30 protein-coding genes, 2 tRNA genes and 1 pseudogene are annotated in these 26,177 nt (G+C 67.8%); 16 read left to right on the top strand and 17 right to left on the bottom strand.

Annotated features, from left to right (window positions below; translation table 11 throughout):
• Window positions 1-10 precede the first annotated feature (10 nt).
• Window positions 11-1,537, bottom strand: coding sequence for a M20/M25/M40 family metallo-hydrolase (locus tag ACO227_RS04200; protein WP_423605539.1), 1,527 nt, complete (start codon window positions 1,535-1,537; stop codon window positions 11-13).
• A gap of 108 nt (window positions 1,538-1,645) precedes the next feature.
• On the bottom strand, window positions 1,646-1,990 hold the full coding sequence (locus tag ACO227_RS04195) for a hypothetical protein (RefSeq protein ID WP_423605537.1): 345 nt from the start codon (window positions 1,988-1,990) through the stop codon (window positions 1,646-1,648).
• A 493-nt stretch (window positions 1,991-2,483) separates the two neighbouring features.
• Between ACO227_RS04195 and ACO227_RS04190 the strand changes: the two genes are divergently transcribed.
• Window positions 2,484-4,400, top strand: a complete 1,917-nt coding sequence (locus ACO227_RS04190; protein ID WP_423605535.1) for a ribonucleoside-diphosphate reductase subunit alpha — start codon at window positions 2,484-2,486, stop codon at window positions 4,398-4,400.
• Between the two features lie 63 nt (window positions 4,401-4,463).
• Window positions 4,464-4,739, top strand: a complete 276-nt coding sequence (locus tag ACO227_RS04185; protein WP_423605533.1) for an endonuclease domain-containing protein — start codon at window positions 4,464-4,466, stop codon at window positions 4,737-4,739.
• A 70-nt stretch (window positions 4,740-4,809) separates the two neighbouring features.
• Here the strand turns inward: ACO227_RS04185 and ACO227_RS04180 are convergent, their stop codons facing one another.
• A complete protein-coding gene (locus ACO227_RS04180; protein WP_423605531.1) occupies window positions 4,810-5,097 on the bottom strand; it encodes a DUF2171 domain-containing protein in 288 nt (95 codons plus the stop codon).
• An 83-nt stretch (window positions 5,098-5,180) separates the two neighbouring features.
• Between ACO227_RS04180 and ACO227_RS04175 the strand changes: the two genes are divergently transcribed.
• From ACO227_RS04175 to ACO227_RS04160, 4 genes are read left to right on the top strand one after another with little or no spacing between them, the layout of a single operon-like run.
• Window positions 5,181-5,483, top strand: a complete 303-nt coding sequence (locus tag ACO227_RS04175) for a hypothetical protein (protein WP_423605529.1) — start codon at window positions 5,181-5,183, stop codon at window positions 5,481-5,483.
• A complete protein-coding gene (locus ACO227_RS04170) occupies window positions 5,483-5,674 on the top strand; it encodes a hypothetical protein (RefSeq protein WP_423605527.1) in 192 nt (63 codons plus the stop codon). Before ACO227_RS04175 ends, ACO227_RS04170 begins: the two co-directional genes overlap by 1 nt.
• Entirely contained in the window at window positions 5,671-5,940 is a 270-nt protein-coding gene (locus ACO227_RS04165) for a hypothetical protein (RefSeq protein ID WP_423605526.1), read from the top strand. Before ACO227_RS04170 ends, ACO227_RS04165 begins: the two co-directional genes overlap by 4 nt.
• 4 nt (window positions 5,941-5,944) lie before the next feature.
• Entirely contained in the window at window positions 5,945-6,997 is a 1,053-nt protein-coding gene (locus ACO227_RS04160) for a ribonucleotide-diphosphate reductase subunit beta (RefSeq protein WP_423605524.1), read from the top strand.
• A 134-nt stretch (window positions 6,998-7,131) separates the two neighbouring features.
• Here the strand turns inward: ACO227_RS04160 and ACO227_RS04155 are convergent.
• Window positions 7,132-7,365 (bottom strand): annotated as a pseudogene (locus ACO227_RS04155) (GIY-YIG nuclease family protein); the annotation flags it as partial.
• 524 nt (window positions 7,366-7,889) lie between these two features.
• Here ACO227_RS04155 and ACO227_RS04150 point away from each other — a divergent pair.
• On the top strand, window positions 7,890-8,246 hold the full coding sequence (locus ACO227_RS04150; protein ID WP_423605523.1) for a hypothetical protein: 357 nt from the start codon (window positions 7,890-7,892) through the stop codon (window positions 8,244-8,246).
• Between the two features lie 55 nt (window positions 8,247-8,301).
• On the opposite strand, the gene ACO227_RS04145 is transcribed toward ACO227_RS04150, so the two are convergent.
• From ACO227_RS04145 to ACO227_RS04120, 6 genes are read right to left on the bottom strand one after another with little or no spacing between them, the layout of a single operon-like run.
• The gene (locus tag ACO227_RS04145; RefSeq protein ID WP_423605521.1) at window positions 8,302-8,646 is read right to left on the bottom strand and encodes a DUF1905 domain-containing protein; all 345 of its coding nucleotides are present in this window, start codon (window positions 8,644-8,646) and stop codon (window positions 8,302-8,304) included.
• Window positions 8,643-9,485 carry an S-formylglutathione hydrolase gene (gene fghA / locus ACO227_RS04140; RefSeq protein ID WP_423605519.1) on the bottom strand — a complete coding sequence of 281 codons (843 nt, stop codon included), beginning with the start codon at window positions 9,483-9,485 and terminating at the stop codon, window positions 8,643-8,645. Before fghA ends, ACO227_RS04145 begins: the two co-directional genes overlap by 4 nt.
• Window positions 9,482-10,345: a formyltetrahydrofolate deformylase gene (gene purU / locus ACO227_RS04135; protein WP_423605518.1), complete on the bottom strand. Its 864-nt coding sequence runs from the start codon at window positions 10,343-10,345 to the stop codon at window positions 9,482-9,484. Before purU ends, fghA begins: the two co-directional genes overlap by 4 nt.
• Complete coding sequence (locus ACO227_RS04130; RefSeq protein ID WP_423605517.1) at window positions 10,342-10,740, bottom strand: VOC family protein; 399 nt, start codon at window positions 10,738-10,740, stop codon at window positions 10,342-10,344. The genes purU and ACO227_RS04130 overlap by 4 nt, the downstream gene beginning before the upstream one ends.
• A 21-nt stretch (window positions 10,741-10,761) precedes the next feature.
• Complete coding sequence (locus ACO227_RS04125) at window positions 10,762-11,874, bottom strand: S-(hydroxymethyl)glutathione dehydrogenase/class III alcohol dehydrogenase (RefSeq protein WP_423605516.1); 1,113 nt, start codon at window positions 11,872-11,874, stop codon at window positions 10,762-10,764.
• A gap of 60 nt (window positions 11,875-11,934) precedes the next feature.
• A complete protein-coding gene (locus ACO227_RS04120; RefSeq protein ID WP_423605514.1) occupies window positions 11,935-12,558 on the bottom strand; it encodes a DNA-3-methyladenine glycosylase family protein in 624 nt (207 codons plus the stop codon).
• A gap of 78 nt (window positions 12,559-12,636) precedes the next feature.
• Between ACO227_RS04120 and ACO227_RS04115 the strand changes: the two genes are divergently transcribed.
• Window positions 12,637-12,954 (top strand): 2Fe-2S iron-sulfur cluster-binding protein, encoded by a 318-nt coding sequence (locus ACO227_RS04115; protein WP_423605513.1) that lies wholly within the window; start codon window positions 12,637-12,639, stop codon window positions 12,952-12,954.
• Window positions 12,955-13,258: 304 nt separating this feature from the next.
• Here the strand turns inward: ACO227_RS04115 and ACO227_RS04110 are convergent, their stop codons facing one another.
• Complete coding sequence (locus tag ACO227_RS04110) at window positions 13,259-14,047, bottom strand: hypothetical protein (protein WP_423605511.1); 789 nt, start codon at window positions 14,045-14,047, stop codon at window positions 13,259-13,261.
• Between the two features lie 26 nt (window positions 14,048-14,073).
• Window positions 14,074-14,832, bottom strand: coding sequence for a 23S rRNA (guanosine(2251)-2'-O)-methyltransferase RlmB (rlmB, locus tag ACO227_RS04105; protein ID WP_423605509.1), 759 nt, complete (start codon window positions 14,830-14,832; stop codon window positions 14,074-14,076).
• A gap of 94 nt (window positions 14,833-14,926) precedes the next feature.
• Here rlmB and ACO227_RS04100 point away from each other — a divergent pair.
• The 3 genes from ACO227_RS04100 (at window position 14,927) to ACO227_RS04090 (ending at window position 15,440) form a co-directional block, all read left to right on the top strand.
• Window positions 14,927-15,012: transfer RNA gene (locus ACO227_RS04100), tRNA-Tyr, on the top strand.
• Window positions 15,013-15,060: 48 nt separating this feature from the next.
• Window positions 15,061-15,309, top strand: a complete 249-nt coding sequence (locus tag ACO227_RS04095; protein ID WP_423605507.1) for a GIY-YIG nuclease family protein — start codon at window positions 15,061-15,063, stop codon at window positions 15,307-15,309.
• A gap of 57 nt (window positions 15,310-15,366) precedes the next feature.
• A tRNA-Gly gene (locus tag ACO227_RS04090) sits at window positions 15,367-15,440 on the top strand.
• Between the two features lie 5 nt (window positions 15,441-15,445).
• On the opposite strand, the gene ACO227_RS04085 is transcribed toward ACO227_RS04090, so the two are convergent.
• Genes ACO227_RS04085 through gluQRS form a run of 3 tightly spaced genes read right to left on the bottom strand, consistent with a single transcriptional unit; the run spans window position 15,446 to window position 17,109 of the window.
• Window positions 15,446-16,015 (bottom strand): cob(I)yrinic acid a,c-diamide adenosyltransferase, encoded by a 570-nt coding sequence (locus ACO227_RS04085; protein ID WP_423605505.1) that lies wholly within the window; start codon window positions 16,013-16,015, stop codon window positions 15,446-15,448.
• Between the two features lie 11 nt (window positions 16,016-16,026).
• Complete coding sequence (locus tag ACO227_RS04080) at window positions 16,027-16,257, bottom strand: twin transmembrane helix small protein (protein ID WP_265117571.1); 231 nt, start codon at window positions 16,255-16,257, stop codon at window positions 16,027-16,029.
• A gap of 9 nt (window positions 16,258-16,266) precedes the next feature.
• Complete coding sequence (gluQRS, locus tag ACO227_RS04075) at window positions 16,267-17,109, bottom strand: tRNA glutamyl-Q(34) synthetase GluQRS (protein ID WP_423605503.1); 843 nt, start codon at window positions 17,107-17,109, stop codon at window positions 16,267-16,269.
• Between the two features lie 113 nt (window positions 17,110-17,222).
• Between gluQRS and ACO227_RS04070 the strand changes: the two genes are divergently transcribed.
• The 4 genes from ACO227_RS04070 (at window position 17,223) to ACO227_RS04055 (ending at window position 23,744) form a co-directional block, all read left to right on the top strand.
• A complete protein-coding gene (locus ACO227_RS04070; RefSeq protein WP_423605501.1) occupies window positions 17,223-17,789 on the top strand; it encodes an HNH endonuclease in 567 nt (188 codons plus the stop codon).
• 53 nt (window positions 17,790-17,842) lie between these two features.
• Window positions 17,843-19,438, top strand: coding sequence for a serine hydrolase (locus ACO227_RS04065; protein WP_423605499.1), 1,596 nt, complete (start codon window positions 17,843-17,845; stop codon window positions 19,436-19,438).
• Window positions 19,439-19,505: 67 nt separating this feature from the next.
• Entirely contained in the window at window positions 19,506-21,563 is a 2,058-nt protein-coding gene (locus tag ACO227_RS04060; protein ID WP_423605498.1) for a S9 family peptidase, read from the top strand.
• Window positions 21,564-21,644: 81 nt separating this feature from the next.
• Window positions 21,645-23,744: a transglycosylase domain-containing protein gene (locus ACO227_RS04055; protein ID WP_423605496.1), complete on the top strand. Its 2,100-nt coding sequence runs from the start codon at window positions 21,645-21,647 to the stop codon at window positions 23,742-23,744.
• 9 nt (window positions 23,745-23,753) lie between these two features.
• Here ACO227_RS04055 and ACO227_RS04050 read toward each other — a convergent pair whose 3' ends face one another.
• Window positions 23,754-24,629, bottom strand: a complete 876-nt coding sequence (locus ACO227_RS04050) for a bifunctional helix-turn-helix transcriptional regulator/GNAT family N-acetyltransferase (protein WP_423605495.1) — start codon at window positions 24,627-24,629, stop codon at window positions 23,754-23,756.
• Between the two features lie 113 nt (window positions 24,630-24,742).
• Between ACO227_RS04050 and ACO227_RS04045 the strand changes: the two genes are divergently transcribed.
• Complete coding sequence (locus ACO227_RS04045; protein WP_423605493.1) at window positions 24,743-25,294, top strand: hypothetical protein; 552 nt, start codon at window positions 24,743-24,745, stop codon at window positions 25,292-25,294.
• A 12-nt stretch (window positions 25,295-25,306) separates the two neighbouring features.
• Here ACO227_RS04045 and ACO227_RS04040 read toward each other — a convergent pair whose 3' ends face one another.
• Window positions 25,307-25,975, bottom strand: a complete 669-nt coding sequence (locus ACO227_RS04040; protein ID WP_265117563.1) for a glutathione S-transferase family protein — start codon at window positions 25,973-25,975, stop codon at window positions 25,307-25,309.
• Window positions 25,976-26,177 lie beyond the last annotated feature (202 nt).

The raw sequence follows: 26,177 nt of genomic DNA, 5'->3' as shown, positions 1-26,177 counted from the left end.
CGCCCGCTTCCTACGCCGTCGCCGCCACCTGATACAGAAAGTCGACGAAGCCGAACGCCGCGGCGTCCATCCCCATCACCTTGGGGTTGCTGCTCTCGATCACGAAATATTCGTTGGGAGCGTGTGCGCCGCTGCCATGGCCGAAGCCGAACTGGCCGGCGGGAAGGCCCAGCGGCGGGCCGGTGAAGATTACCCCCGGCCAGCTTCCCGCCATGCGCGGCGTGATCGTCGCCGGCACGCCCAGCCGCTCGCACGTCGCCAGCTCGGCGCGGATCAGCGCGCTGGTCTCGGCGGTTTCCGTCGGGCCATAGCCGCCCGAGACGTTGACCTCGACATCGGTGAAGCCGCGCTTGTCGAGATGCGCGCGGAGCTTGGCGAGCGTGTCGTCCTTGGTCATGTCGGGCACCAGCCGCATCTCGATCTTGGCGGTGGCCTTGCCCGGCAGCACGGTCTTGCCGCCCGGGCCCATATAACCCGAGACGAGGCCCTGGATGTTGACTGTCGGCACCTGCGCCAGCCGCAGCAGCGATTCCTCCCAGCTCATGTCGTCGATCCAGCGCGACACGCCGAGCGCCTTCTTCGCCGTCTCCTCGCTGTTGGCGCGCGCGTTCAGCAGGATCAGCTCGCGCTCGCGGGCCGACAGCGGGCGCACCTTGTCCTGGATGCCGTCGATCGTGACGGTGTTGCCGTCCGGCGTGACCAGCGTCGCGAGCGCCGCGACCAAGCGCCATGGCGGGCTGTCGACGCGCGCCTTTTCGCTCGAATGGATGTCGCCCTTGGGCCCGCGGCCCCATTTCTCGCCCGACACGGTGAGCTCGAACTCGACCGCGCCCTTGGCGCCGAGCGCGAGCGTCACGCCGCCCGTCGCCGGGCTCTGCCAGCCGGTCGGGATGATCACGCCGACGGTCTTCCTGAGCGCGGGGGCGACCTGCGGCGCGGTCACGATCTCGTGGAAATTGGGCGAGACGATCTCCTCCTCGCCCTCCGCCACCAGCACCAGATTGACCGGCAGCTTGCGTCCCGCCGCCTTCATCGCGTGCAGCGCGGCGAGGAAGGTCGCCTGCGGCCCCTTCTGGTTCACCGCGCCGCGGCCCATCACCACCTTGCCGAAGCCGGGCTTGTCGATCAGCTTCGCCTCGAGCGGCGGATGCTCCCATTCCGCCGGGTCGAACTGCTTGACGTCGTACATGAAATAGATGCCGAGCGTCTTCTTCGCGCCCGCGTCGAGCGTCGCGAACACCCCGGGCTTGCCCTTGGACGGGACGATCTCGGCATGCTGGAAGCCGGCGTCCAGCGCCAGCTGCTTCATATGCTCGGCGCCTTCGGGATAGCCGCGATTCTCCGCCGCGATCGAGGGCAGGCGGATCCAGTCCTGCAGCCGCTTCACCGCCGCGTCGTGCCCGGCGGCGATCGCCTTCTTCACGTCCGCCATGCCGTCCGCCGCCAGCGCCGCGCCCGGCGCGCTCAGCGCCGCGCCCGCCACCGCGCCCTTGAGCATCGTGCGCCGTCCGATGATGCCGTCCGCCTGGTCCGTCATGCCGCCCTCCTGCTGGTCGGCACGAGCCTAGCGCGGCGCGGACGAACCGCAATCTCCCTGTCCGTGGCCGGCACGAGGCCGGGTGACGGTAAAGCGGACAGGGCACCCCTACGGTTTGCTGCTCCGCTTCGCCCCGGTGACGCTGCGCAGCGCATGGATGCGCGTCTCGAGCTCGGCGCGCTCGGAGTCCGACAAGCCGCCCCGCATGTAGCGTTCCTCGAGCACCGCGATCTGGCGGCTCTCCCGGCGCAGCGCACGGGCTTCGCGGCGCGACAGCTGTCCGCTCTCGCGCCCGTCGCGGATCGAGCGGTCGGCCTGGCCCAGCTCGCGCGCCACGCCGGGCAGGGCGGGCGAGGGCGCCGGCCAGCGCACCCCGCCGGAAGGGTCGCGGATCTGCGCAGCGGCGGGAAGGGCGGTCAGCGCGGCAACGGCGGCAAGCAAGACGAGTCGCATCGATTCGGTCCTCCGGCCCTTACGACCGGGCCATCAATCCGGATCATGCCCCATGCTGGCTTTCGCGAAGCTGACCGACCGGCCCCAATATGTTGGGCCAGATTCCTGTGGATGAATCGGTGCATGAAATTTTTGTGAGTTCCGCGTTCGTTCTCTTGCATTCTGAAAAGGCGAGGAAGGTCCGCGCGTCGCATGCGCCAAGTCGTTCCGGGCGCGCCACGAACCGAGTCAAATCAGCGACGAACCGAGTCTTTCAATTGTCATTTACGGTCTTGCCTCCCGGGCCGATCTGACACAATCTCTAGTGGCTAGACAGGGGGTCGAGCCCAAGCACTGGTGGAACGCCGTCCGCGACCCCATATCGCGGCATGGGCCCGCTCGTGCCTTGGACGGGGGCGGTGGACACTTTTTGTTCTCACGCTCCGGTGTGTGCGATGGTAACATCGCCGGATGCCCCCGAGTCGTGATCTGGACGGCATAGGGACGAGCGACGATGGACTTCAGAGAACAGCAGGAAGCAAGCGAGACCGTGACCGAAACCGCCGAAGCAACCGTCGAGACCAAGGCCGCCGCACCCAAGGCGAAGAAGAAGGCCGATTCGAAGGCGGTGAACCCGCGGCCCTATCCGGTCGAGGTCGATCATTCGCGCGACGCGCTGCTCACCGAATTCGGCAAGGAGACGCTGAAGGACCGCTACCTGCTGCCCGGCGAGACCTTCCAGGACCTGTTCGTCCGCGTCGCCTCGGCCTATGCCGACGACGCCGCGCACGCCCAGCGCATCTACGACTATATCTCGAAGCTGTGGTTCATGCCGGCGACGCCCGTGCTGTCGAACGGCGGCACCGGCCGCGGCCTGCCGATCTCGTGCTTCTTGAACTCGGTGCCCGACAGCCTCGACGGCATCGTCGACACCTGGAACGAGAATGTCTGGCTCGCCTCGCGCGGCGGCGGCATCGGCACCTATTGGGGCAATGTCCGCGGCATCGGCGAGCCGGTCGGCCTCAACGGCAAGACCAGCGGCATCATCCCCTTCGTCCGCGTGATGGATTCGCTGACCCTCGCGATCAGCCAGGGCAGCCTCCGCCGCGGTTCGGCCGCCTGCTATCTCGACATCTCGCACCCCGAGATCGAGGAGTTCCTCGAGATCCGCAAGCCGTCGGGCGACTTCAACCGCAAGGCGCTGAACCTCCACCACGGCGTGCTCATCCCCGATGCGTTCATGGAAGCGGTGCGCGACGGCGCCGAATGGGAGCTCAAGTCGCCCAAGGACGGCAGCGTCCGCGGCAAGGTCGACGCGCGCGCGCTGTTCCAGAAGCTGGTCGAGACCCGCCTCGCCACCGGCGAGCCGTACATCGTGTTCGCCGATCACGTGAACAGGAACATGCCCAAGCATCACCGCGATCTGGGGCTCAAGGTCTCGACCTCGAACCTGTGCTCGGAGATCACCCTGCCGACCGGCAAGGACCATCTCGGCAACGAGCGTACCGCGGTGTGCTGCCTGTCCTCGCTCAACCTCGAGACCTGGGACGAGTGGAAGGACGCCAAGGGCTTCGTCGAGGACGTGATGCGCTTCCTCGACAACGTGCTGCAGGACTATATCGACCGTGCCGAGCCGGGCATGGAGAAGGCCGCCTATTCCGCCAGCCGCGAGCGTTCGGTGGGCCTCGGCGTGATGGGCTTCCACTCCTTCCTCCAGGCGCGCGGCCTGCCCTTCGAGGGGGCGATGGCCAAGACCTGGAACCTGCGCATCTTCAAGCACATCAAGGCCCAGGTCGACGAGGCGTCGATGCAGCTCGCGGCCGAGCGCGGGCCGTGCCCCGACGCCGCCGACATGGGCGTGATGGAGCGCTTCAGCTGCAAGATGGCGATCGCGCCGACCGCGTCGATCTCGATCATCTGCGGCGGCACCTCGGCCTGCATCGAGCCGATCCCGGCCAACATCTACACCCACAAGACGCTGTCGGGCAGCTTCGTGGTCAAGAACCCCTATCTCGAGAAGATCCTGATCGAGAAGTCGAAGAATTCGGACAATGTCTGGAACTCGATCCTCGAGCAGGGCGGTTCGGTCCAGCATCTCGACTTCCTCAGCCAGGAGGAGAAGGACTGCTACAAGACCTCGTTCGAGATCGACCAGCGCTGGCTGCTCGAGCTCGCCGCGGACCGCACCCCCTATATCGACCAGTCGGCCTCGCTGAACCTGTTCATCCCGGCCGATGTCGAGAAGTGGGACCTGCTGATGCTCCACTTCCGCGCGTGGGAGCTCGGCATCAAGTCGCTCTACTATCTCCGCTCCAAATCGGTGCAGCGCGCCGGCTTCGCGGGCGGGGTCGAGGCCGACAACACGATCGAGAAGCCGCAGTTCAACCTCGGCGAGAGCACGGACTATGACGAATGTCTGGCGTGCCAGTGAGCTAGAATTCCCTCTCCCTTTGGGAGAGGGAGGGAGCCGCGTAGCGGCGGAAGGGTGAGGGCGATGCGCCTCTACGCAAACCAGCCATCCGGTACTGTTCCCCGTGCTCGCCAGCTTCGGCGCGATGCGCCCGAGCCGGAGCGCCGTCTGTTACGGGCACTGCGCGAAGCCTTTCCTGCCCATAAATGGCGGCATCAAGCGCCAGTCGGTCCGTTCTACGCCGATATTCTCTGTTTTTCGGAAGCACTGGTGATCGAGGTGGACGGCGATACACATGCTGGCAGCGCGTCGCGCGTTGCCGCGCTGCTTGCGAGCAAGGATAAAGGCCGCGTCGCATGATCGACGCTGCCCTCACCCTTCCGCCGCTGCGCGGCTCCCTCCCTCTCCCAATGGGAGAGGGAAGATGAGCTCAGATCGGCTCGCCCGATTCCTCTTCCTCGAAGGTGATCGCGACATCGGCATTGGCGGAGAGCCGCACCTGGTCCCCCTCCACCTCGGCGATCAGCCCGGCGGGGATGTAATGGTGGTGGCGCCCGCCCTCCGCGACGCCTTCGATCTCGGCGCCGCTGTCGGCCTTGATCAGCTTGATGCGCCAAGAACCGTCGGGGGCGCCCTCGACGCGGTCGACCGTGCCGATATGGACGCCGTCGGCGCCGATCACTTCCATATGCTCGCGGATGTTGCTGGTGTCGGCCATTTGTCGCCTCCTCATGCGTTGATGCGTGGAACGCCGTCGGGCGCTCAACGTCCGTGCGCCCCTTTCGATGCAGGAGTCCGGCCATGAAGCTTCGTTCGACCGTCGCGATTGCCAGCCTCGCTTTGCTCGCCGCCTGCGCGCAGCAGGTCGCCACCGCGGTCGAGCCCGGCGCGCCCGGCTTCCTGCTCGGGCTGTGGCACGGCTTCATCTTCCCGATCGCCTGGGTGCTCTCGCTCTTCCTGCCCGAGGTCGCGGTCTATGCCGTGCCCAACAATGGCGGCTGGTATGATTTCGGCTTCTTCCTCGGCATCGTCGTGTTCGGCGTCGGCTCGTGGCGCGGCAAGAAGGTCGTGGTGCGCGAGAAGGTGGTGAGGGTCCGCGACTAATGACCCGCGCCCTCGCCCTCCAAGCCGGCATCGGCCTCGCCAGCGGCGTCGCGGGCCTCGCCCTGCTGCGCCGCCGCGCCGCCACGGCCGAGGGCGCCTATGCCACGCGCATCGCCGGCATGATGCTGGTCGCGTTCTGCCTCTTCCTCACCGGCTTCGCGCTGGTGTTCAGCATCGCGAGCGCGGCATGAACGATGTCGCCCTCATCCTCTTTCTGCTCGTCACAGGGCCGGGTTTCCTCATGCTCGGTATCTGGAATTTCCGAACCCGTGCGTGGCGGGATGGCGTTCCTGCGATCGAGTTGATGATCGATCGCGCCGCCGGCGTTGAGCTGCCAGCCCGTAACGCCACCGATCGCCGCTTCGGCTTTTTCAACGCGCTGATGCTCGTTCTCTTCGGCGCCTTTTTCTCACTGGTCCTTGTGGCCGTCCTCTATTCTCAGTTCGTCCCGGAGTAACCCCATGCCTCTTCTCGAAGCCCGCAAGACCTACAAGCCTTTCGAATATCCCTGGGCCTATGAGTTCTGGAAGCGCCAGCAGCAGGTCCACTGGCTGCCCGAAGAGGTGCCGCTGGGCGAGGATTGCCGCGACTGGGCGCAGAAGCTGACCGATCACGAGCGCAACCTGCTCACCCAGATCTTCCGCTTCTTCACCCAGGCCGATGTGGAAGTGCAGGATTGCTACCACGAGAAATACGGCCGCGTGTTCAAGCCGACCGAGATCAAGATGATGCTCGCCGCCTTCTCCAACATGGAGACGGTGCACATCGCCGCCTACAGCCACCTGCTCGACACGATCGGCATGCCCGAGAGCGAGTACGGCATGTTCCTCGAATATGCCGAGATGAAGGACAAGCACGACTATCTTCAGAAGTTCGGCGTCGACACCGACGAGGACATCGCCAAGACGCTCGCCATGTTCGGCGGCTTCACCGAGGGGCTTCAGCTCTTCGCCAGCTTCGCGATGCTGATGAACTTCCCGCGCTTCAACAAGATGAAGGGCATGGGCCAGATCGTCTCCTGGTCGGTCCGCGACGAGAGCCTGCACTGCGAGGGCATCACTCGCCTGTTCCACGCCTTCGTCAAGGAGCGCGACTGCCTGACCAAGGCGGTCAAGGACGACATCATGGACGTCTGCCAGACGACCGTGCGGCTCGAGGACGCGTTCATCGACCTGGCGTTCGAGCAGGGGCCGGTCCCCGGCATGACGCCCAAGGAGATCAAGAAGTACATCCGCTTCATCGCCGACTGGCGTTTGAACCAGCTCGGCCTCAAGCAGATCTACATGATCGACGAGCACCCGCTCCCCTGGCTCACCCCGCTCCTCAACGGCGTCGAACATGCCAACTTCTTCGAGACTCGCGCGACCGAGTACTCGAAGGGCGCGACCCGAGGGAACTGGGGCGAGGTCTGGGATTCGTTCGACAAGCGCCAGAAGGCCAAGGCCGGCCCGGCGGCGAACGAGGATGGCGCGGGTGAGGGCGGGCTGTTCGATGGGACGGTGGCGGCGGAGTAGGCGGGCCGCGCAGGGGATTAGCGTCAGCTAATCCCCGCTCCTCGGCGGCACGCCCGGCCGGCGGCGCCACGAGCGCCGACCGACGCAGGCACGGGCTTTGCCCGTGCTTCTCACTTATCCTCTTCTTCGATGCGCTTCCACTCGCGGCGGTAGCGCTTGACCTGCTTCTCCCGCGCGATCGCGGCCTCCATCGTCTCGCCGACCTCGAAATACACCAGCCGGTGGATGCCGTAGCGTTTGGTGAAGCCGTTTAACGTCCCTTCGCGATGCTGGATCATCCGGCCGATCAGGTTGGAGGTCACGCCGACATAGAGCGTGCCGTTATACGCGCTGGCGAGGATGTAGACGCAGGGGATGCGTTCGATCATCGGCGACAAAGCGTGCCGCCCAGTGGACCCCGGCACAAGGCCGGGGTGACGGGTTTGGTTCGGAATGGATGTTTCGCCGCTTCGTCCCGATGCCCTATTCCGCTTCCGTCGCCTCTCTCACCTTCGTCATCCCGGCCTTGTGCCGGGATCCACCTCACCACCCGCAATGCCGCCACGGCTCGAACCCCTCCTCCCCACCATTTTCCCACACGAACCAATTAGGTTAAATACCCCGGCTCCGCGAACCAAAGGAGCCGACTCATGAAGCACGCTCACCCTACCCCCGACGCCGCCGACCCCTTCGCCGGCTACGCCCCCGTCGCCTCCGCGCCCGCCACGACGGCTGGACCGCGGAGCGCCAGCGCGGCTTCCTGCGCGCGCTCGCCGATACTGGCTGCATCTCGGAGGCGGCGCATGCCACCGGCATCACCCCGCGCTCGGCCTATCGCCTGCGCCACCATCCCGACGGCAAGGCCTTCGCGCTCGCCTGGGACCAGGCGCTGCGGATCGCCACCGCGCGGCTGATGACCACGGCGTATGAGCGCGCGATCAAGGGCGGCGTGCGCGAGATGTGGCGCGAGGGCAAGATCGTCGCCGAGGTGCGCGAGCCATCGGACCGGCTGCTGATATGGCTGCTCGAGCGCAACTCGATCACCGCCGGCGTCTATGCCCTGGGCGGCAAGCCGGTCGGCATGATGGACTGGAGCACCGCCGGCGCCGCCGTGTTCGACGCCACGCTCGCGACCCTCGCCGACAGCCGCGTCCCGGCCGAGCCGCTCACCCCGCTCCACTATCAGGCCGGACCGCCGTCCGAAGGCCGTGAGGCGCTGGCCCCGCCCTATGACGAGGATGACGACGACTTTGATTATGAGGACGCCTGACTCGCGCGTGCGTGGCAGTGTGACGTTTGGGACTTTCCGCGAACCGCGACGAACGTCACAGCCACAGCCCCACGGCCACCGTCTCGCCCTCGCTCACCCCCGCCGCCCTGCGCACCGCGGCCTTGACCGGCAGCACATAGCCGCCGCTCGCCTTGTGCGGAAAGGCCGAGGTCTCGAACGCCGCGCCGCCGACGCTCGCGCGCACGCGCACCGAGCCGAACCCGCGCGCGCCGCCCAGCGCGGACCGCTCGAACCCCAATGCGCGGATCGCGTCGGCCGCTTCGCCGGTGATCGTCACGAAATACCAGCTCGCCTTGGCCGGCGGCTCGGGCGTCCAGCGCCACAGCTCGGCCGCGAGCTCGAACGAAGGGTCGCCGGCGGCCGCCCCCGGACCGCTCACCGCTTCAGCCGCTCGGCGTGCCAGCCGACATGCTCGGGAAGGAAGGTGGAGATGAAATAATAGCTGTGGTCGTAGCACGGCTGCATGCGCAGCGTGAGGTCGATCCCGGCGTCCCTGCACGCCTTCTCGAGCAGCTCGGGCTTCAATTGCTCGGTGAGGAACTGATCGGCATCGCCCTGGTCGACCAGCAGCTCGGGGACGGACAGGCCGTCCTCGATCATCGCGCAGGCGTCGTAGGACCGCCAGTCCTCCCGGTTGCCGCCGATATAGCCGGTCAGCGCCTTCTCGCCCCATGGGCAGTGGAGCGGCGCGCAGATCGGGGCGAAGGCGGAAACGGAGCGGAAGCGGTCGGGGTTGCGAAGGCCGATGGTGAGCGCGCCGTGCCCGCCCATCGAGTGGCCGGTGATGCCCTGGCGCGCGAGGTCGGCACAGGCGAATTCGCGCAGGATCAGCGCCGGCAGCTCGTCCTCGATGTACGAGCGCATGCGGTAGTTGGCCGCCCAGGGCTGCTCGGTCGCATCGACATAGAAGCCCGCGCCCTGGCCGAAGTCGTACGCCTCGTCATCGGGCACGCCGTCCCCCCGCGGCGAGGTGTCGGGCGCGATGAAGATCACGCCGTGCTCGGCGCAGGCCTGCCGGTACTCGCCCTTCTCGGTGACGTTGGCGTGGGTGCAGGTGAGGCCGGAGAGATACCACAGCACGGGCAGCTTGGCGCCCTCGGGGTGGTCGGGGACGAAGGCCGAGAAGGTCATCGGCGTGCCGGTGGTGGCGCTCGGATGGCGATAGACGCGCTGGGTGCCGCCATGCGCCTTGTTGGAGGAGAGGGTTTCGAGGGTCATCTGAACACCAATGTCCGGTTGCCGTTGAGGAACACGCGCCGCTCGCCCAGCGCATCGACGGCGCGGGCGAGCACCTGCGCCTCGATGTCGCGGCCGATGCGGATCAGGTCGTCGACGCTGTCGCGGTGGTCGACCCGCTCCACCGCCTGCTCGATGATCGGCCCCTCGTCGAGGTCGCCGGTGACGAAATGCGCGGTGGCGCCGATCAGTTTCACGCCGCGCTCGTGCGCGCGGTGATAGGGGCGGGCGCCCTTGAAGCCGGGGAGGAAGCTGTGATGGATGTTGATGCAGCGCCCCGCCAGCCGGTCGGCGAAACCGGGGGTGAGCACCTGCATGTAGCGGGCGAGGATCAGGTAGGGCGCCCCGGCCGCCTCCATCACCGCCTCGATCGCCCGCTCCTGCTCGGCGTTGCCGCCCGCGCCGACGGGCAGGTGATGATAGGGCACGCCATGCCATTCGGTGAGCCGGCGCAGCGTGTCGTGGTTGGAGACGACGGCGACGATCCGCGCCGACAGCGTCCCCGATTGCTGGCGGTGGAGCAGGTCGTTGAGGCAGTGCGACCCCTTCGACACCGCGACCACCAGCCTGGGTTTCTCGTCGCTCGCCGACAGCCCCCAGTCGAGCTCGAGCTCGGCCGCGACGGGCTGGAACGCCGCGACCAGCGTTTCGCGGTCGGCCGGGAACCCCGGCCCGCCGGCGGTGAAGACGACGCGCATGAAGAAGCGCCCCGTCTCCAGGTCGGCATATTGCTGGCTGTCGAGGATGAACCCGTCGTGCCGCGCCAGGAACCCGCTGACGCCGGCGACGATCCCCACCCGGTCGGCGCAGGTGAGGGTGAGGATCCAGCCGGCTTCGCTCATGCCGCCGGGCGGTGGATGGCGCAGAGCTTGTTGCCGTCGGGGTCGCGGACATAGCTCAGATGCATCGGCCCCAGCGAACCCTGGCGCAGCCCCGGCGGATCCTCGATCGAGGTGCCGCCATGGGCCACCGCGACGTCGTGGAACGCCTTCACTTGCTCGGGGGAGTCGCACTTGAACCCGATCGTCCCGCCATTGGCGAAGCAGGCCGGCTCGTCGTTGATCGGCTGCGCGACGCAGAAGGTCCCGCCATTGTGCCGGTAGAACAGCCGCGCATGCCCGCTCTTGGCGACGTCGCGGAACGGCTCGCCGGTGAAGCCCAGCGTGCCGAGGACCGCGTCGTAGAAGGCCTTGGATCGCTCGATGTCGTTCGATCCGACCATGATGTGGTTGAACATGGCTCCGCTCCCTTGTCCGGGTCAGTAGACGACGACGCTGCGGATCGACTCGCCCGCGTGCATCAGGTCGAACCCCTTGTTGATCTCCTCGAGGCTCAGCACATGGGTGATCATCGGGTCGATCGCGATTCGGCCGTTCATGTACCAGTCGACGATCTTGGGCACGTCGGTGCGGCCCTTGGCGCCGCCGAACGCGGTGCCTTTCCATACCCGGCCGGTGACCAGCTGGAAGGGGCGCGTGGCGATTTCCTTGCCCGCTTCCGCCACGCCGATGATGATGCTCTCGCCCCAGCCGCGGTGGCAGCATTCGAGCGCAGTGCGCATCACCTCGGTATTGCCGGTCGCGTCGAAGCTGTAGTCGGCGCCGCCGTCGGTGATCTGGAGGACCTCGGCAATCACCTCCTCGCGGCTCTTGCCCTTGCCGTTGATGAAGTGGGTCATGCCGAACTTGCGGCCCCATTCCTCGCGGTCGGCGTTGATGTCGACGCCGATGATCACGTCCGCGCCGACCATTCGCGCGCCCTGGATGACGTTGAGGCCGATCCCGCCCAGGCCGAACACCACCACCTTCTCGCCGACCTGCACCTTGGCGGTGTTGACCACCGCGCCGACCCCGGTGGTGACGCCGCAGCCGATATAGCAGCTGGTCTGGAACGGCGCGTCCTCGCGGATCTTCGCCACCGCGATCTCGGGCAGCACGGTGAAGTTCGAGAAGGTCGAGCAGCCCATGTAATGGAAGATCGGCTGCCCCTTGTAGGAAAAGCGCGTGGTGCCGTCGGGCATCAGGCCCTTGCCCTGGGTCGCGCGGATCGCGGTGCACAGGTTGGTCTTGCCCGAGAGGCAGGACTTACACTGGCGGCATTCCGGCGTGTAGAGCGGGATGACATGGTCGCCCGGCTTCACGCTGGTGACGCCCGCGCCGACTTCGCGCACCACGCCCGCGCCCTCGTGCCCCAGTACCGACGGGAAGATGCCCTCGCTGTCGAACCCGTCGAGCGTGTAGCTGTCGGTGTGGCAGATGCCCGTCGCCATGATCTCGACCAGCACCTCGCCGGGCTTCGGCCCCTCCAGATCGAGCTCGACGATCTCGAGCGGCTTCTTCGCCTCGAAGGCGACGGCGGCGCGGGTCTTCATGGGGTCAGGCCTCCTTGCTGTCCGTCGCTCTTTGGCAAGGGACGGGGGGCGACGCCAGTCCTAGATGACCTCCATATCGGCCTTGTAGTGATGCCAGGCGAGGATCGCGGCGGCGCCGCGGTGTGGGCGCCAGGGCTCGGCGATCTCGCGGGTCAGCTTCTCGCTCGGCCGCTCGGCATGGCCCATGATGCGGCCGATCTCGATCTGCACGGCGAGGTCGCCCGCCGGCCAGATGTCGGGCCGCCCCTCGGCGAAGAGCAGGTAGATCTCGGCCGACCAGCGCCCGATCCCCTTGATCCGCACCAGCTGGGCGATCGCGTCCTCGTCGTCCTCGGGCAGGGCGGCGAGGTCGAGCCGCCCGCTGGTCACCTCGTCGGCGAGGCTGCGGGCATAGCTCGCCTTCTGGCGCGACAGGCCGGCGGCGCGCAGCGCCTCGTCGGAGGCGGCGGCGACGATCTCCGGCCGGGTCAGGTCGCCGAGCGCCGCGGCGAGCTTGTTCCAGATCGATGCGGCCGCGGCGACGCTGACCTGCTGGCCGACGATGGTGCGCAGCAGCGTCTCGTAGCCGCGGTCGCGGATGCGCGGCTCGGGATAGCCGACGCGCGCCACCGCCGCGGCCACCAGCGGCTCGGCGGCGGCGATCGCGTCGATCGAGGCGCGGATCTGTCGTGCGCTCAGGCCCATCGGGTGAAACCTTGCCAGAGGAAAACTTGAACACGCGGCCAAAGCCCGGCATGGGCACGGCACCAGAAGGAGTCGGTCATGCCCAAGCTTATCGTCGTCACGCGCGAAGGAGAAGAACGCGAGGTGGAGGGCGAGACTGGCCTGAGCGTCATGGAAGTGATCCGGGACAATGGGTTCGACGAGCTGCTCGCGCTGTGCGGCGGCTGCTGCTCGTGCGCGACCTGCCACGTCCATGTCGATCCGGAATTTGCGGACAAACTCCCGCCGATGAGCGAGGACGAGAACGACCTGCTCGACAGCTCGTCCGACCGCGACGAGCGCTCGCGCCTGTCCTGCCAGATCCAGTTCGGCCCCGCGCTCGACGGCCTCAAGGTGACGATCGCCGCGGAGGATTGAGCGAGGGCTAGGGGGCGCAGGGCTGCCTCCCGCAGTCGCGGGCGTCCACCTTTCCACTCTACCCGTCACCCTGAACTTGTTTCAGGTTCCAGGAGACGATCGTTTTCCAGCTACAAGCCACCCGCTTGCAATGTTGGAATTCATTTGCTTGCATCGAATGGCCGCATCGCGGCCGCTCTTTGATTTCGTCGATCCGCACGGTTGAACCACGGCCGACATCCGCCCGACAAAGGCGATCAAGTTGACAGAATGAATCGCGTTCCGCGTAACTTCGTCAACTTCCGCCCGACGGCGTCCGCCCCTTTCAGGGCAGCGGCGCGACCTTCACCACCGCCATCGGCGCGTCCTTGCTGAGCGGCGTGGCCTTCCACGTCACGGTCCTGCGGCCGCCCTCGGTCTTCGCGCCGTCCTCGTTGTTCTGGCTCACCAGCTCGCCGTCGGTGATCAGCTTGAAGGTGCCGTCGAGCTTGGCCTTGCTGTCGTCGGTCTTGCCCTTGCCCGGTGAATCATTGTCGCCGAACGCCGGCGCCTTGACCCGGATTTGGTCCCTGCCGCGCAGCTCGACCACCACGAACGGGAAGATCACCTCGGCATCGAGATTATAGGGCCACAGGAAATTGTGGGTGAGCTTGCCGCTGATCTGATAGTCGATCAGGAACACGCCGTCGCCCTTGTAGGTGACCGAGCGATAGCCCGCTTCCTTGGTCAGCGCCTCGCCGATCGCCTTGAACTTGGCCTCCTTCTTGGCCCTGTCCTCAGCCGAATCGTCCTTGGCCGAATCCTCGTCGTCCGCAGGCTCGGTCGTGTTGCCGGCGGCGTCCTCGTCCTGCCACGACGCATCGCGCAGCAGCGCGGTGGTGCCGATGTCCTTCTTGTCCTTGTCGTCGTCCTTGTCCTTGAACGCGTCGCCCATGCCCTTCGCCATCTCGCCGGCGATATCCACCGCGATCACCTCGCCCTGATAGGTGAAGGTGAAGCTGCGGTCGGCGAGCAGGGTGAGCGAGGAGGTGAACTTGCCCGGACTGAAGGCGCAGCCGACCAGCACCAGCGGCGCGATCAGCGCGAGTGCCATGCCCTTGACCCGGTCGAACATCGCACTTCCCCCGTTTTGGCGCCTGTTCAGCGCGAGACCGCGGCGTAGAGCGCGATCGCCGCGGCATTGGATACGTTCAGGCTCTCGACCTTAGGCGAGATCGGCAGCCGCGCAAGCTCGTCGCAATGCTGCGCGGTGTTGTGGCGCATGCCCTCGCCCTCGGCGCCGAGCACCAGCGCGGGGCGGGTGTCGCCCATCACTTCGGCGAGCGTGCCCTTGGCCTCGCCCGCCAGCCCGATGCGCCAGAAGCCCGCCTCGCCGATCTCGTCGAGCGAGCGGGCGAGGTTGACCACGCGCACCCATGGCACGACCTCCAGCGCGCCCGAGGCGGCACGGGCGAGCGCGCCCGATTCGGGCGGGGCATGGCGGTCCTGCGTGACGATTCCGAGCGCGTCGAACGCCGCCGCCGAGCGCAGGATCGCGCCGACATTGTGCGGATCGGTGACATGGTCGAGCACCAGCAGCGGCCGCCGGTCGTCCGCGCCCGCCTCGAGCAGGTCGCCGAGCCAGATCTCCTCGAGCGGGTCGACCTCGATCACGATGCCCTGGTGCGGCGCGTCGCCGGGCACCATCCGGGCGAGGTCGGCGACGTCGGCGAAGGTGATCGGCAGCACCGGGGGCAGCTCGAGCGCGGCGAGCGCCTCGCGCGTGCCCCACACCTTGCGCACGTTGCGCTCGGGGTTGGCGAGCGCCGCGGTGACGGCGTGGCGGCCCCAGAAGCGGGGGCGGTTGCCGCTGCCCGGATTGCCGGAAGGACGGTGGCCGCGTCGTGGTCCCTTGCTCATCGCGAGACGCTAGGCGGCACGAAACACCGGCGCAAGGCGTTGACAGCAGCGGCGCGCTTCGGCAATGGCCCGCACTCGCTTCGGCGTGCCGCATGGAAGGGTGGCCGAGTGGTTAAAGGCAGCAGACTGTAAATCTGCCCGCGTGAGCGTACACTGGTTCGAATCCAGTCCCTTCCACCATCCTTTGCGCCTTGCGGCGCTTCGGCTGGCAAGCCATCCTCCTTCCCGATGGCGATGTTCTATGTCTACATCCTGCAGAGCGAGAACGAGCCCGATCAGTTCTATACCGGGCTTGCGGATGATCTGCGGGTTCGCCTAGCGGAACATAATGCCGGGCAGTCGGCTCATACCTCCAAATACCGGCCATGGATGCTGGTCAACTATACGGCATTTCGGAATCGGGCGAAGGCGGTTGCGTTCGAACGTTATCTGAAATCGGGCTCGGGCCGCGCTTTCGCGCTGCGCCATCTCCGCTAGAGAACAAGCGGGCTTGCCCGCCGAAGCTGATTTCGCCTAAAGGCGAAATCCGCGCAGGCGGGTATAGCACAATGGTAGTGCAGCAGCCTTCCAAGCTGAATACGCGGGTTCGATTCCCGCTACCCGCTCCACTTTCCTAGCGGTTCGCGCCAGGCTTCCACAGGACATCGCCGCCCGCCGCCAGGTTTGCCTCGCGCGCCAGCACGAACAGCAGGTCCGACAATCGGTTGAGATAGGCGAGCGCCTGCGGGTTGAGCGGCATCTCCTGCGCCGCGGCGACGGTGGTGCGCTCGGCGCGGCGGGTGATCGCACGGGCGAGGTGCAGCGCGGCGGCGACCGACGATCCGCCGGGCAGGATGAAGCTGCGCAGCGGCTCCAGCGCTTCGTTGGCGGCGTCGATCGCGACCTCAAGCCGCGCGACCTGCGCCGGGGCGATGCGCAGCGCCGTTTCGGACGGCGTGAAATCCTCGCCCGGCGTGGCGAGGTCGGCACCGAGGTCGAACAGGTCGTTCTGGATGGTTTCGAGCAGGCGTGCGGGATATTCCCCGTCGAGCGCGGCGATCGCGACGCCGATGGCGCTGTTGGCCTCGTCGACATCGCCGATCGCGGCCATGCGCGGATCGTTCTTGGCGACGCGCGAGCCGTCGACGAGGCCGGTGGTGCCGCCGTCGCCGGTGCGAGTGTAGATCTTGTTGAGCTTGACCAAGGCCCGCAGCCTCAGCTGCTGCTCGCCATCAGCAGCAGGACCGCGACGATCGCGATGGCGATGCCCTGGAACAGGATGCGCTGCTGCATCATCTTGTTCGACTTGAGCGCCGAGGCGCTGGGGCCCGTGCCGCCCTTGAGGTCCGCCTCGGTCACCTTGAGGAAGGTGATGATGCCGCGGACGAGGGCGACGACCGTCGCGATCATCGCGGCGATGAGGAGCAGGATGAGGAAGAGTTTCATATTTGTGATCTAGGCTTTCGCGGCCGCGAATCCAACCGGGAGTTCGCCCTTGCGCAGCGCGTCGGCGAGCGCCCGCCCATCCTCGCCCGCTTCGCGCAGCACGGCGAGCGTCGGCGCGCCGTGGCGCTTGGCGAGCCGCTCGCCGTCGGGGCCGGCGAGCAGGGCATGATGGTGGTAGCGCGGGACGGGGAGGTCGAGCAGCGCCGCGAGCAGCCGGTGGACATGCGTCGCCGCGAACAGGTCCCCGCCGCGGACCACGTCGGTGACGCCCTGCGCCGCATCGTCGAGCGTGACGGCGAGATGGTAGGACGCCGGCGCATCCTTGCGGGCGAGCACGACGTCGCCATGGCTCGCGGGCTCCGCCACGACGACGCCGCGCCCTGAATCCTCGAAGACGAGCGGCTCGGCGACCGCCGCCAGCGCCCTGGCCATGTCGAGCCGCCAGCAATGCGGCCGCGACAGGTCGGGCGCCGTAAGACCACGGCAGGTGCCCGGATAGACCGGGCCCTCGGGCCCATGCGGCGCGCTGGCGCTCGCGGCGATGTCGGCGCGGGTGCAGAAACAGGGATAGAGCAGACCCATCGCCTTCAGCCGATCGAGCGCGGCCTGGTAGCGTCCCAGCCGCTGCGACTGGAACACCAGCTCGCCGTCCCAGGCGAGCCCCAGCCATTGAAGATCGGCGAGGATCGTCGCGACATGCTCGGGCCGGCTGCGCGTCCCATCGATGTCCTCGATCCGCAGCAGGAAGCGCCCCGCACGCTCGCGCGCGAAATCATGCGCCAGGATCGCCGAGAAAGCGTGGCCCAAATGCAACCGTCCGGTGGGGCTCGGCGCGAAACGCGTGACAATCATGAAAGCGGCTCTTGACCGCGAGTCGCGGCATATGTTGTCATGACGGCGTAACGCTTCGTGGCGAGAGGCGGGACCGGCGAAATGTTCTTGGCGTAACGGGCACGAGGGGGACCATGTACCATCCCGATCTGATCCGCCATCCTGACGGGTGTCCCGCCCTTGTGCTGAATGCCGACTATACCCCGCTCTCCTATTATCCGCTGAGCGTGTGGCCGTGGCAGACGGCGATCAAGGCGGTGTTCCTCGACCGGGTCGACATCGTCAGCCATTACGAGCGCGAGGTGCGCAGCCCGACCGCGTCGATCAAGCTGCCCTCGGTGATCGCGCTCAAGCAATATGTGAAGCCGTCGCAATTCCCGGCCTTCACGCGCTTCAACCTGTTCCTGCGGGACAAGTTCGAGTGCCAATATTGCGGCAGCCACCGCGATCTCACCTTCGACCATGTCATCCCGCGCGCGCAGGGCGGGCGGACGACGTGGGAGAATGTCGCGACCGCCTGTGCGCCGTGCAACCTCAAGAAGGGCGGGCGCACGCCGAAGCAGGCGGCGATGCCGCTGTTCATGGCGCCGATCCGCCCGACCAGCTGGCAGCTGCAGGAACATGGCCGGCGTTTCCCGCCCAACCATCTGCACGAGACCTGGCACGACTGGCTCTACTGGGATGTCGAGCTGGAAGCGTAACGCTCGACAAATGCGGCGCAGGGTCTAGCCTCCGCGGCAGTGGAGGGTTCTCGATGAGTGGTTTGACGATCGGCCGGCGCGGTGCGCTGGCGCTTGGGCTCGCCGGCGCGGTGGGACTGGCCTTGCCGGCGTGGGCGCTGGAGGCCCCGCCGGCCGACTTCGACAATGCAATCGGCACCATCGTGGCGAATTTCATGAAGGCGTTCGGGACACCCGGCATCGCCGTGGCGATCGTGCGCAAGGGCCAGCCGGCCTGGCTCCAGGGCTATGGCGTGCGCACCATGGGCAAGCCCGCGCCGGTCGACGTCCATACCCGCTTCGGCATCGCTTCCAATTCGAAGGCGTTCACCGCGGCCGCGCTGGCGATGCTGGTCGAGGAGAAGAAGTTCGGCTGGGACGAGCCGCTGACCAGATATCTGCCCGAGTTCAGGATGCACGATCCGGCGGTGACGGGGATGTTCACCGTGCGCGATCTGCTGGTCCATCGCAGCGGGCTGCCGCTCGGCGCGGGCGACCTCATGTATTTCCCGCAATCGACCGCCGACACCGCACAGGTGATGCGCGGGCTGCGGTTCCTGCGGCCGGTACGCGGCTTCCGCACCGGCTATGACTATGACAACATCCTCTACATCGTCGCCGGCGTCCTGATCGAGCGTATCTCGGGCAAGAGCTGGCGCGCCTTCGTCACCGAGCGGCTGCTGGCGCCGCTCGGCATGACCGATGCGGTGGCCTCGCGCGAGCTGCTGCGTACCGACAATGTCGCGGGGCGCCACGCGCGGCTGGGGCCGCCGGTGCGCGGCATCGGGCCGATGCAGGTGGTCAAGCCCGACGAGGCGCCGCTGATCGATGCCGGCGGGGGAATCAACGCCAGCGTCGCCGACATCGCCAGATGGCTCGAGGCGCAGCTGGCGCTCGGCGAGCTGCCCGGCGGCAAAAGGCTGTGGAGCGCCGAGACCGCGGCGGAGATGTGGAAGCCGCAGGTGATCATGTCGTCGAGCGATGGCGGCACCGACCTCAACCCGGCGCGGCCGGTGATGCAGGGCTATGCGCTCGGCTGGATCGTGCAGGACTTCCGCGGGCGGCGGCTGATCAGCCATTCGGGCGGGCTGTCGGGCCAAGTGACTCAGACCGCGATGATCCCGTCCGCCGGGATCGGCGTCGCGGTGTTCAGCAACACCGAGGACAGCGTGTCGGGCGGCATCCGCAACGCGATCCTCGACCATTTGCTCGGCACGGCGCCGGCCTATGACTGGGTGGCGAGCTATGTCGCGCGCGACAGGCAGGCGCAGGCCGAGGCGCTCTCGGAGATGTCGGCCGGCGACGCCAAGCCGCCCGAGGGCGCGCCGAGCCTGCCGCTCGCGGCCTATGCCGGGCGCTATCGCGATCCCTGGTATGGCGACATCGTCGTGACGGCGAGGGCGGACGGGCTGCACATCGAGTTCGTCCCGACGCGCGCGTTCCAAAGCGTGCTCGAACCCTGGGGCGCCGACAGCTTCCGCACCCGCTTCCCTACCGGCGCAGGGGAGGATGCGGTCGTCACCTTCGCGGTCGCCGACGGCAAGGTCACCGGCGTCCGGATGAAGGCGCTCTCGCCGCTCGCCGATTTCAGCTATGATTTCCATCACCTCGATTTCGTGCCGGTGCGTTGAACAGTGTATTGTTGAAATAACACAGCTGCGGAGTTAGGCTGCACCTATTCAACGGAGGGACCGATCGATGAAACGACTTGCCATTGCCCTGCTGTCGGGCGCGGTGCTGCTGAGCGCGGGCGCCGCCGTCGCGACGCCGCCGCAAGCTGCTGCGGATACGCTGATCCCGCGCGACAAGATCTTCGGCAACCCGAGCCGCGCCGGCGGGCAGATCAGTCCGGACGGGAAGCATGTCAGCTGGCTCGCGCCGGTGAACGGCGTGATGAACGTATGGGTGGCGCCGATCGGCAACCTCTCCGCCGCCAAGGCGGTGACCAAGGAGGCCAAGCGCGGGCTGCAGAGCTATTTCTGGGCGCCTGACGGCGCGCATATCATCTACCTGCAGGATTCGGGCGGGAACGAGAATTTCCGCGTGCATTCGGTGGCGATCGCGACCGGCGTCGACGTCGCGCTGACCGAGGCCAAGGAGAAGGTGCGCGCGCAGATCCAGGGCGTGAGCAAGGAGCGCCCCGAGGTCGTGCTGATCGGCCTCAACGATCGCAATCCGCAATTCTTCGACCTGTACGAGGTCGACTACAAGACCGGCGCGAAGAAGCTGGTGCTGGAGAATCCCGGCTATGGCGGCTTCGTCACCGACAATCAGCTGAAGCCCCGCTTCGCCTTCCAGCAGGTGCCGGGCGGCGGCAGCAAGTATTTCCGGCTCGGCGCCGACGGCAAATGGGCCGAGGTGCTGACGATCGCCAACGAGGATTTCTTCACCACCAACCCGATCGGCTTCAACAAGGACGGCACGGCGCTCTACTGGGTCGACAGCCGCGGCCGCGACAAGGCGGCTTTGGTCAAGATGGATGCAGCGAGCCTCAAGACCGAGGTGATCGCGGCGAGCGACCGGGCGGACATCCAGGGCCTGCTCACCGATCCCGAGACCTATGAGCCGATCGCCTATTCGGTGAACTATCTCAAGAACGAGTGGACCCCGCTCAATGCCGAGGCCAAGGCCGATCTCGACTTCCTCAAGGCCAAGCTGCCGGGTGAGGTGGCGATCGTCTCGGCGACCGACGATGCGAGCAAGCTGATCGTCGCGGCGAGCGCCGCGGAGAAACCGGCCACCGCCTATATCTACGACCGCAAGGCGAAGACGCTGACCAAGCTCTACGAGACGCGCCCCGACCTCGCCGCCTACAAGCTGCGGCCGATGTGGCCGGTCGAGATCCCGAGCGGCGACGGCAAGACGCTGGTGAGCTACCTGACGCTGCCGGCGGACGCGGATGCGAACAACGACGGCAAGCCCGACAAGCCGGTGCCGCTGGTGCTCAACGTCCATGGCGGCCCGTGGGCGCGCGACGGCTATGGCTACAACAGCGGCCATCAGTGGCTCGCCAATCGCGGCTATGCGGTGCTCTCGGTCAACTATCGCGGCTCGACCGGCTTCGGCAAGGGCTTCGTCAACGCAGCGATCGGCGAATGGTCGGGCAAGATGCACCAGGACCTGCTCGACGCGGTCGACTGGGCGGTGAAGGGGGGCGTCACCAGCAAGGACAAGGTCGCGATCTTCGGCGGCTCGTACGGCGGCTACGCGACCCTGGTGGGCCTGACCTTCACGCCCGATCGCTTCGCCTGCGGCGTCGACATCGTCGGCCCGTCGAACCTCAAGACGCTGATGGAGAGCTTCCCGCCCTATTGGCGTCCGATCCTCGAGGGCACCTTCTACAAGCATATCGGCGATCCCTCGAAGCCCGAGGATCTGAAGCGGATGATGGCGCAGTCGCCGATCAGCCGGGTCGATGCGATCAGCAAGCCGCTGCTGATCGGGCAGGGCGGCAACGATCCGCGCGTGGTGAAGGCGGAAAGCGACCAGATCGTCGCGGCGATGAAGGCGAAGAAGCTGCCCGTCACCTACATCAACTATCCCGACGAGGGGCATGGCTTCGTACGGCCGGAGAACCGCCTGAGCTTCTTCGGCATCACCGAGGGCTTCCTGGCCAAGTGCCTCGGCGGCCGCGCGCAGCCGATCGGCGGCGACTTCGCCGGTTCCAGCCTCCAAGTGCTCGAGGGCGCGGCCTATGTGCCGGGGCTGGCCGAAGCCGCGCCCACCGTCGCGGCCAGCGCGCCGGCGGCCAAGTGATGCAGGCGCCCGCCGCTCCGATCGACGCGCGGCGGGCGCTTGAACGCGCTGTCGTAGGGCTCTAATACAGTGCCCGGTTCGATGCGCTACGACACCCTGTACCCCGAGATCGCGGACCCGCGCGCAGCTGCGGCCCCGCCCGATCCGTTCGACGGCTTCGCCGGCGATGGCCCGCCGCCGGGCGGGGTCCCGCCGCGGCTGCCGCTGCGGCAGCGCCCGTGGTGGCGCTGGAGCATGCGCGGGCTCGCCGCGCTGATCGTGCTGTTCGTGCTCACCATCGGGTGGCTGGTGTTCACCGCGCCGCTCAGCAAGTCGCTGGAGCCGCCGGTGCCGCCGTCGATCACCCTGCTCTCGGCCGAGGGCAACCCGATCGCCAAGACCGGGGCCGAGGTCGGCAAGCCGGTCGACGCCGCCAAGCTGCCCGACCATGTCGTCGAAGCCTTCATCGCGGTCGAGGACCGCCGCTTCCGCAGCCATTGGGGGATCGATCCGCGCGGCATCCTCCGCGCCTTCGTCAACAACGTCTTCACGTCGAACAGCTCGCAGGGCGGCAGCACGATCACCCAGCAGCTCGCCAAGAACGCCTTCCTGAGCTCGAAGCGCACTTTCGGCCGCAAGTTCCAGGAAGTGCTGATCGCCTTCTGGCTGGAGGCGTGGCTGACCAAGGACGAGATCCTCTCGCGCTACCTCTCCAACGTCTATTTCGGCGACAACCAATATGGCCTCGACGCCGCCGCGCGGCACTATTTCAGCCGTCCGGCCGACGATCTGACGACGGCGCAGGCGGCGATGCTGGCGGGCCTCGTCAAGGCGCCGTCGCGGCTCGCGCCCTCGACCAACCTGAAGGGCGCGCAGGAACGGCAGAAGGTGGTGGTCGGCACGATGGTCGATGCCGGCTTCCTGACCGAAGCCGAGGGACGCGCGGTCGCCCCGGCACGCCTGCGCCTCGCGCGCAGCAAGCAGCTGCCGTCGGGCACCTATTTCGCCGACTGGGTCCTTCCCGAAGCCCGCGACCGCTCGGGCGAGATCGCGACCGAGCAGACGGTGACGACGACGCTCGAGACGCGGATGCAGCGCGCCGCCGAGCGCGCGGTGCGCAATGCCGGGCTGCGCCAGTCGCAGATCGCGATCGTGGCGATGCGGCCCGACGGGCGCGTGATCGCGATGGTCGGCGGCAAGAAATATGCGGACTCGCCGTTCAACCGCGCCACCCAGGCGCGGCGCCAGCCGGGTTCGACCTTCAAGCTGTTCGTCTACCTCGCGGCGCTGCGTAACGGCATGCGCCCCGACTCGACCGTACTCGACGAGCCGGTGACGATCGGCGAGTGGAGCCCCAAGAACAACGACGGGCGCTATCGCGGCGAGATCACGCTGCGCCAGGCCTTTGCCCGGTCGAGCAACGTCGCCGCGGCGCGGCTGATCAGGGATGTCGGCCCGCGCGCGGTGATCCGCGCGGCGCGCGATCTCGGCATCTCGACCCCGATCGCCGAGGAAGCCTCGATCGCGCTCGGCACCTCGACCGTGTCGCTGCTCGAGCTCACTGCCGCCTATGCCGCGATCGCCGCGGGCGAAGCGCCGGTGCGGCCGCGCGGGCTGTCGGCGGAGGACGAGCCGGGCTGGTTCTCGCGCTTCGCCAACATGAACCGCCCGCTCGGCAGCCGCGAGCTCGAGGGCATCCGCGAGCTGATGGCGGCGGCGGTGAGCGAGGGAACGGGCCAGAGCGCGGCGCTGTCGGTCGAGACGTTCGGCAAGACCGGGACGACGCAGGACAATCGCGACGCGCTGTTCCTCGGCTACGCGGGCGGCATCGTCGCGGGCGTGTGGATGGGGAATGACGACAATACGCCCAATCCCGGCCTCGCCGGCGGCGGCGCGCCGGCGCGGGTGTGGCGCGATTTCATGGCGCAGGCGCTGGGCGTGACCGCGCGGCCCAGGGCCGAGCCGGTGGTGGAGAATCTCTCCGATGCGCTGACCGACGAGGGCCAGAATTTCATCGATGCGCCGATCGAGATCGAGGGCAGCATCGGCGGCGAGGGGGTCGGCGTGCGCGTCAACCCTGACGGCAGCATCGAGATGACCCGTCCGGAGCGCGAAGTTCCCGAAGACGAGGAGCTCGACGCGCCGCCGGTGGAACGCGATCGCCGCCGCCGCGAGCCGGTGCCGGAGGGCGAGGGCCTCTAGCGCGAGCCGCTACAGCCTCTTCTCGAAGAACACCTCGGCATAGGGATCGTCGTTGAACCGCTCGATCTCGGTCCAGCCGGTGGCGCGATAGAGCTTCGCCGCTTCGGGCAGCGCGCGGTTGGTGTCGAGCCGCAGCGCCGCGATCGCCAGCTCCCGCGCGGCGTCCTCGGCCGCCGTCATCAGCTTCCGCGCCAGGCCAAGCCCGCGCGCGCTCGGACAGACCCATAGCCGCTTGATCTCCGCGGTGTCGCCGGTGCCGCCCTTGAGGCCGACACAGCCCACCGGCATGCCGTCCGACATGGCCACCAGGAAGGCGCCGCGCGGGCGGATCATGTCCGCGGCATCCGGATCGCGCGAACGGGCGACTTCGAAGCCGGTGGGGAAGCGCTCCGCCAGCTCGGCATAATAGCGCTCCAGGCAATGCCGCGCGGCATCGCTCGCCGGGTCGGTTTCCTCGACCGCGACGATGTCGCGCCCGAGCGCGGAGGCGATGAGGTCCATGGCGCCGAGCAGCGCTTCGGCATTGGCCGCCTGATCCAGCAACGCCGAGGCTCGCAAGTCGGACAGCCTCTCATAGGCGTCGAACTCCTGCGCGCCGGACGCGGTCAGCGTGGCGACCCGGCGGCGCGCGTCGCCGGGATGCGGCGTGGTGCGGATCAGCCCCTCATCCTCCAGGCTTCGCAGCAATCGGCTCATCAGCCCGGAATCGAGCCCGAGATAGGCGCGGATCTCCGCGACGTCCGATCGTCCCGCGCCGATCGCGTTGAGCACGCGCGCCGCGCCGAGCGGACGCCCGCGCCCGAGGAAGGAGCTGTCGAGTGCGCCGACCTCGCGGGTGACGGCACGGGCGAAGCGGCGGAAGCGGGAAACAGCATCGAGGGGCATTTGTCTGACTTAGGTCAGATAATATTGACGGGTCAAGTAATGCGGGCGCTTTGGCTGGTGTCCGTCATGGGGTTGTGCGAGACATCTGCCCAATGGCGGCGTGGAGGCAAGCGATGCGCAATTCCTGGATGATGACGATCGCGCTCGCCGCCGCGGTGCCGGCCGCCGCTCAGCAGGCGCCGGAACCGCTGCGGCCGGGTACGGTCGCGATCGAGCCGCTGGCCAAGGAGGCCGGTCCCGCGGCGGTGCGTCAGGCGTTCGCCGACGCGGTCGAGCGTGCGCTGATGGACGCGCGCTTCACCGCGCTGCCGGTGACGAGCCGCAGCCGCTATGTGGCGCGGATCAAGCTTACACGCACCGCGCGCGGCGCGGTGACGTCGAACGCCAAGGAGGAAGGCGTCGCCACCGCGGTCGGCAATTGGGGTGTCGCGGTCGGGATGATGCTGCCCTCGGACAAGCGCCAGCTGCGCGGCCTGATGGTCACCGAGCTCGAGGTCGAGATCGTCCTGCGCGAGGGGATGCAGCGCGTGTGGCGTGGACGCGCCGTCACGGCGCAGGCCGAGGGCACGAAGGCGGATGCCCCCGCCGCGCTCGCCGCCAAGCTCGCCCCCGCCGTGATCCGTCGCTTCCCGGCCCAGTCGGACGAGGCGATCTCGATCCCCTGACGGGGCGTGCGTTCAGAGGTCGAGCTTCTCGTAGTCCGGCGGCGGGTTGATGCCCTCCATCCGCTCGGCGAGCAGCGGGCGGAAGCTCGGGCGGCTCTTCATGCCGACATACCAGCGCTTGGCCTGCTCGTGGCTCTTCCAGTCGATCCCGCCGAGATAGTCGGCGACGCTGATCTGCGCCGCGGCGGCGAGATCGGCGAGGCTCATCGTCGCGCCGCCCAGCCAGGTGCGGTGATCGAGCAGGAAGTCGATATAGTCGAGATGCGCGACCGCCGCCTTCATCGCCTCGCGCAGCGCGGTCGAATCCGGCGTGGCGCGGTGGACGATGCGCTTGAGCATGCGCTCGTGCAGCAGCGGCCCGGTGATGTCGCGGAAGAACTGGACGTCGAACCAGGCGACGAGGCGGCGGATCTCGGCGCGGTCGGCGGCGGTGCCGTTGAGCAAAGCCGCCTTGCTCACGGTCTCTTCAAAGAACTCGCAGATCGCGACCGAATCGATCAGCACCACGCCGCGGTCGTCGGCCATCACCGGCGTCTGCCCGGCGGGGTTCATGTCGAGGAATTCGTCGCGCCGCGCCCAGGGGGATTCGCGCACCGGCTCATAGCCGACGCCCTTCTCGCCGAGGACGAGGCGGACCTTGCGCGAGAACGGGCAAAGCGGGAACTGGTAGAGCTGCCACATGCCGTGGCTTTAGGCGCGAGGGGCGGGGGGCGGCAAGACGCGAGTGCCCCTCAGCCGCAATCATGCGTGCGGAAGTTTACACTAGCTTGACACTGTCGAGCATGCCCGTTCGCGATTGATCCTGCGATGTCAAAGAGCGGCCCGGCATCGCCGGGTACGCGAAGGCAAGCAGATCAATTCCAACATTGCAAGCGACCCATTT

This window comes from Sphingomonas sp. MS122 (assembly GCF_049532975.1).
GTDB lineage: Bacteria > Pseudomonadota > Alphaproteobacteria > Sphingomonadales > Sphingomonadaceae > Sphingomonas.
This window is presented reverse-complemented; position numbering and strand designations above follow the sequence as displayed.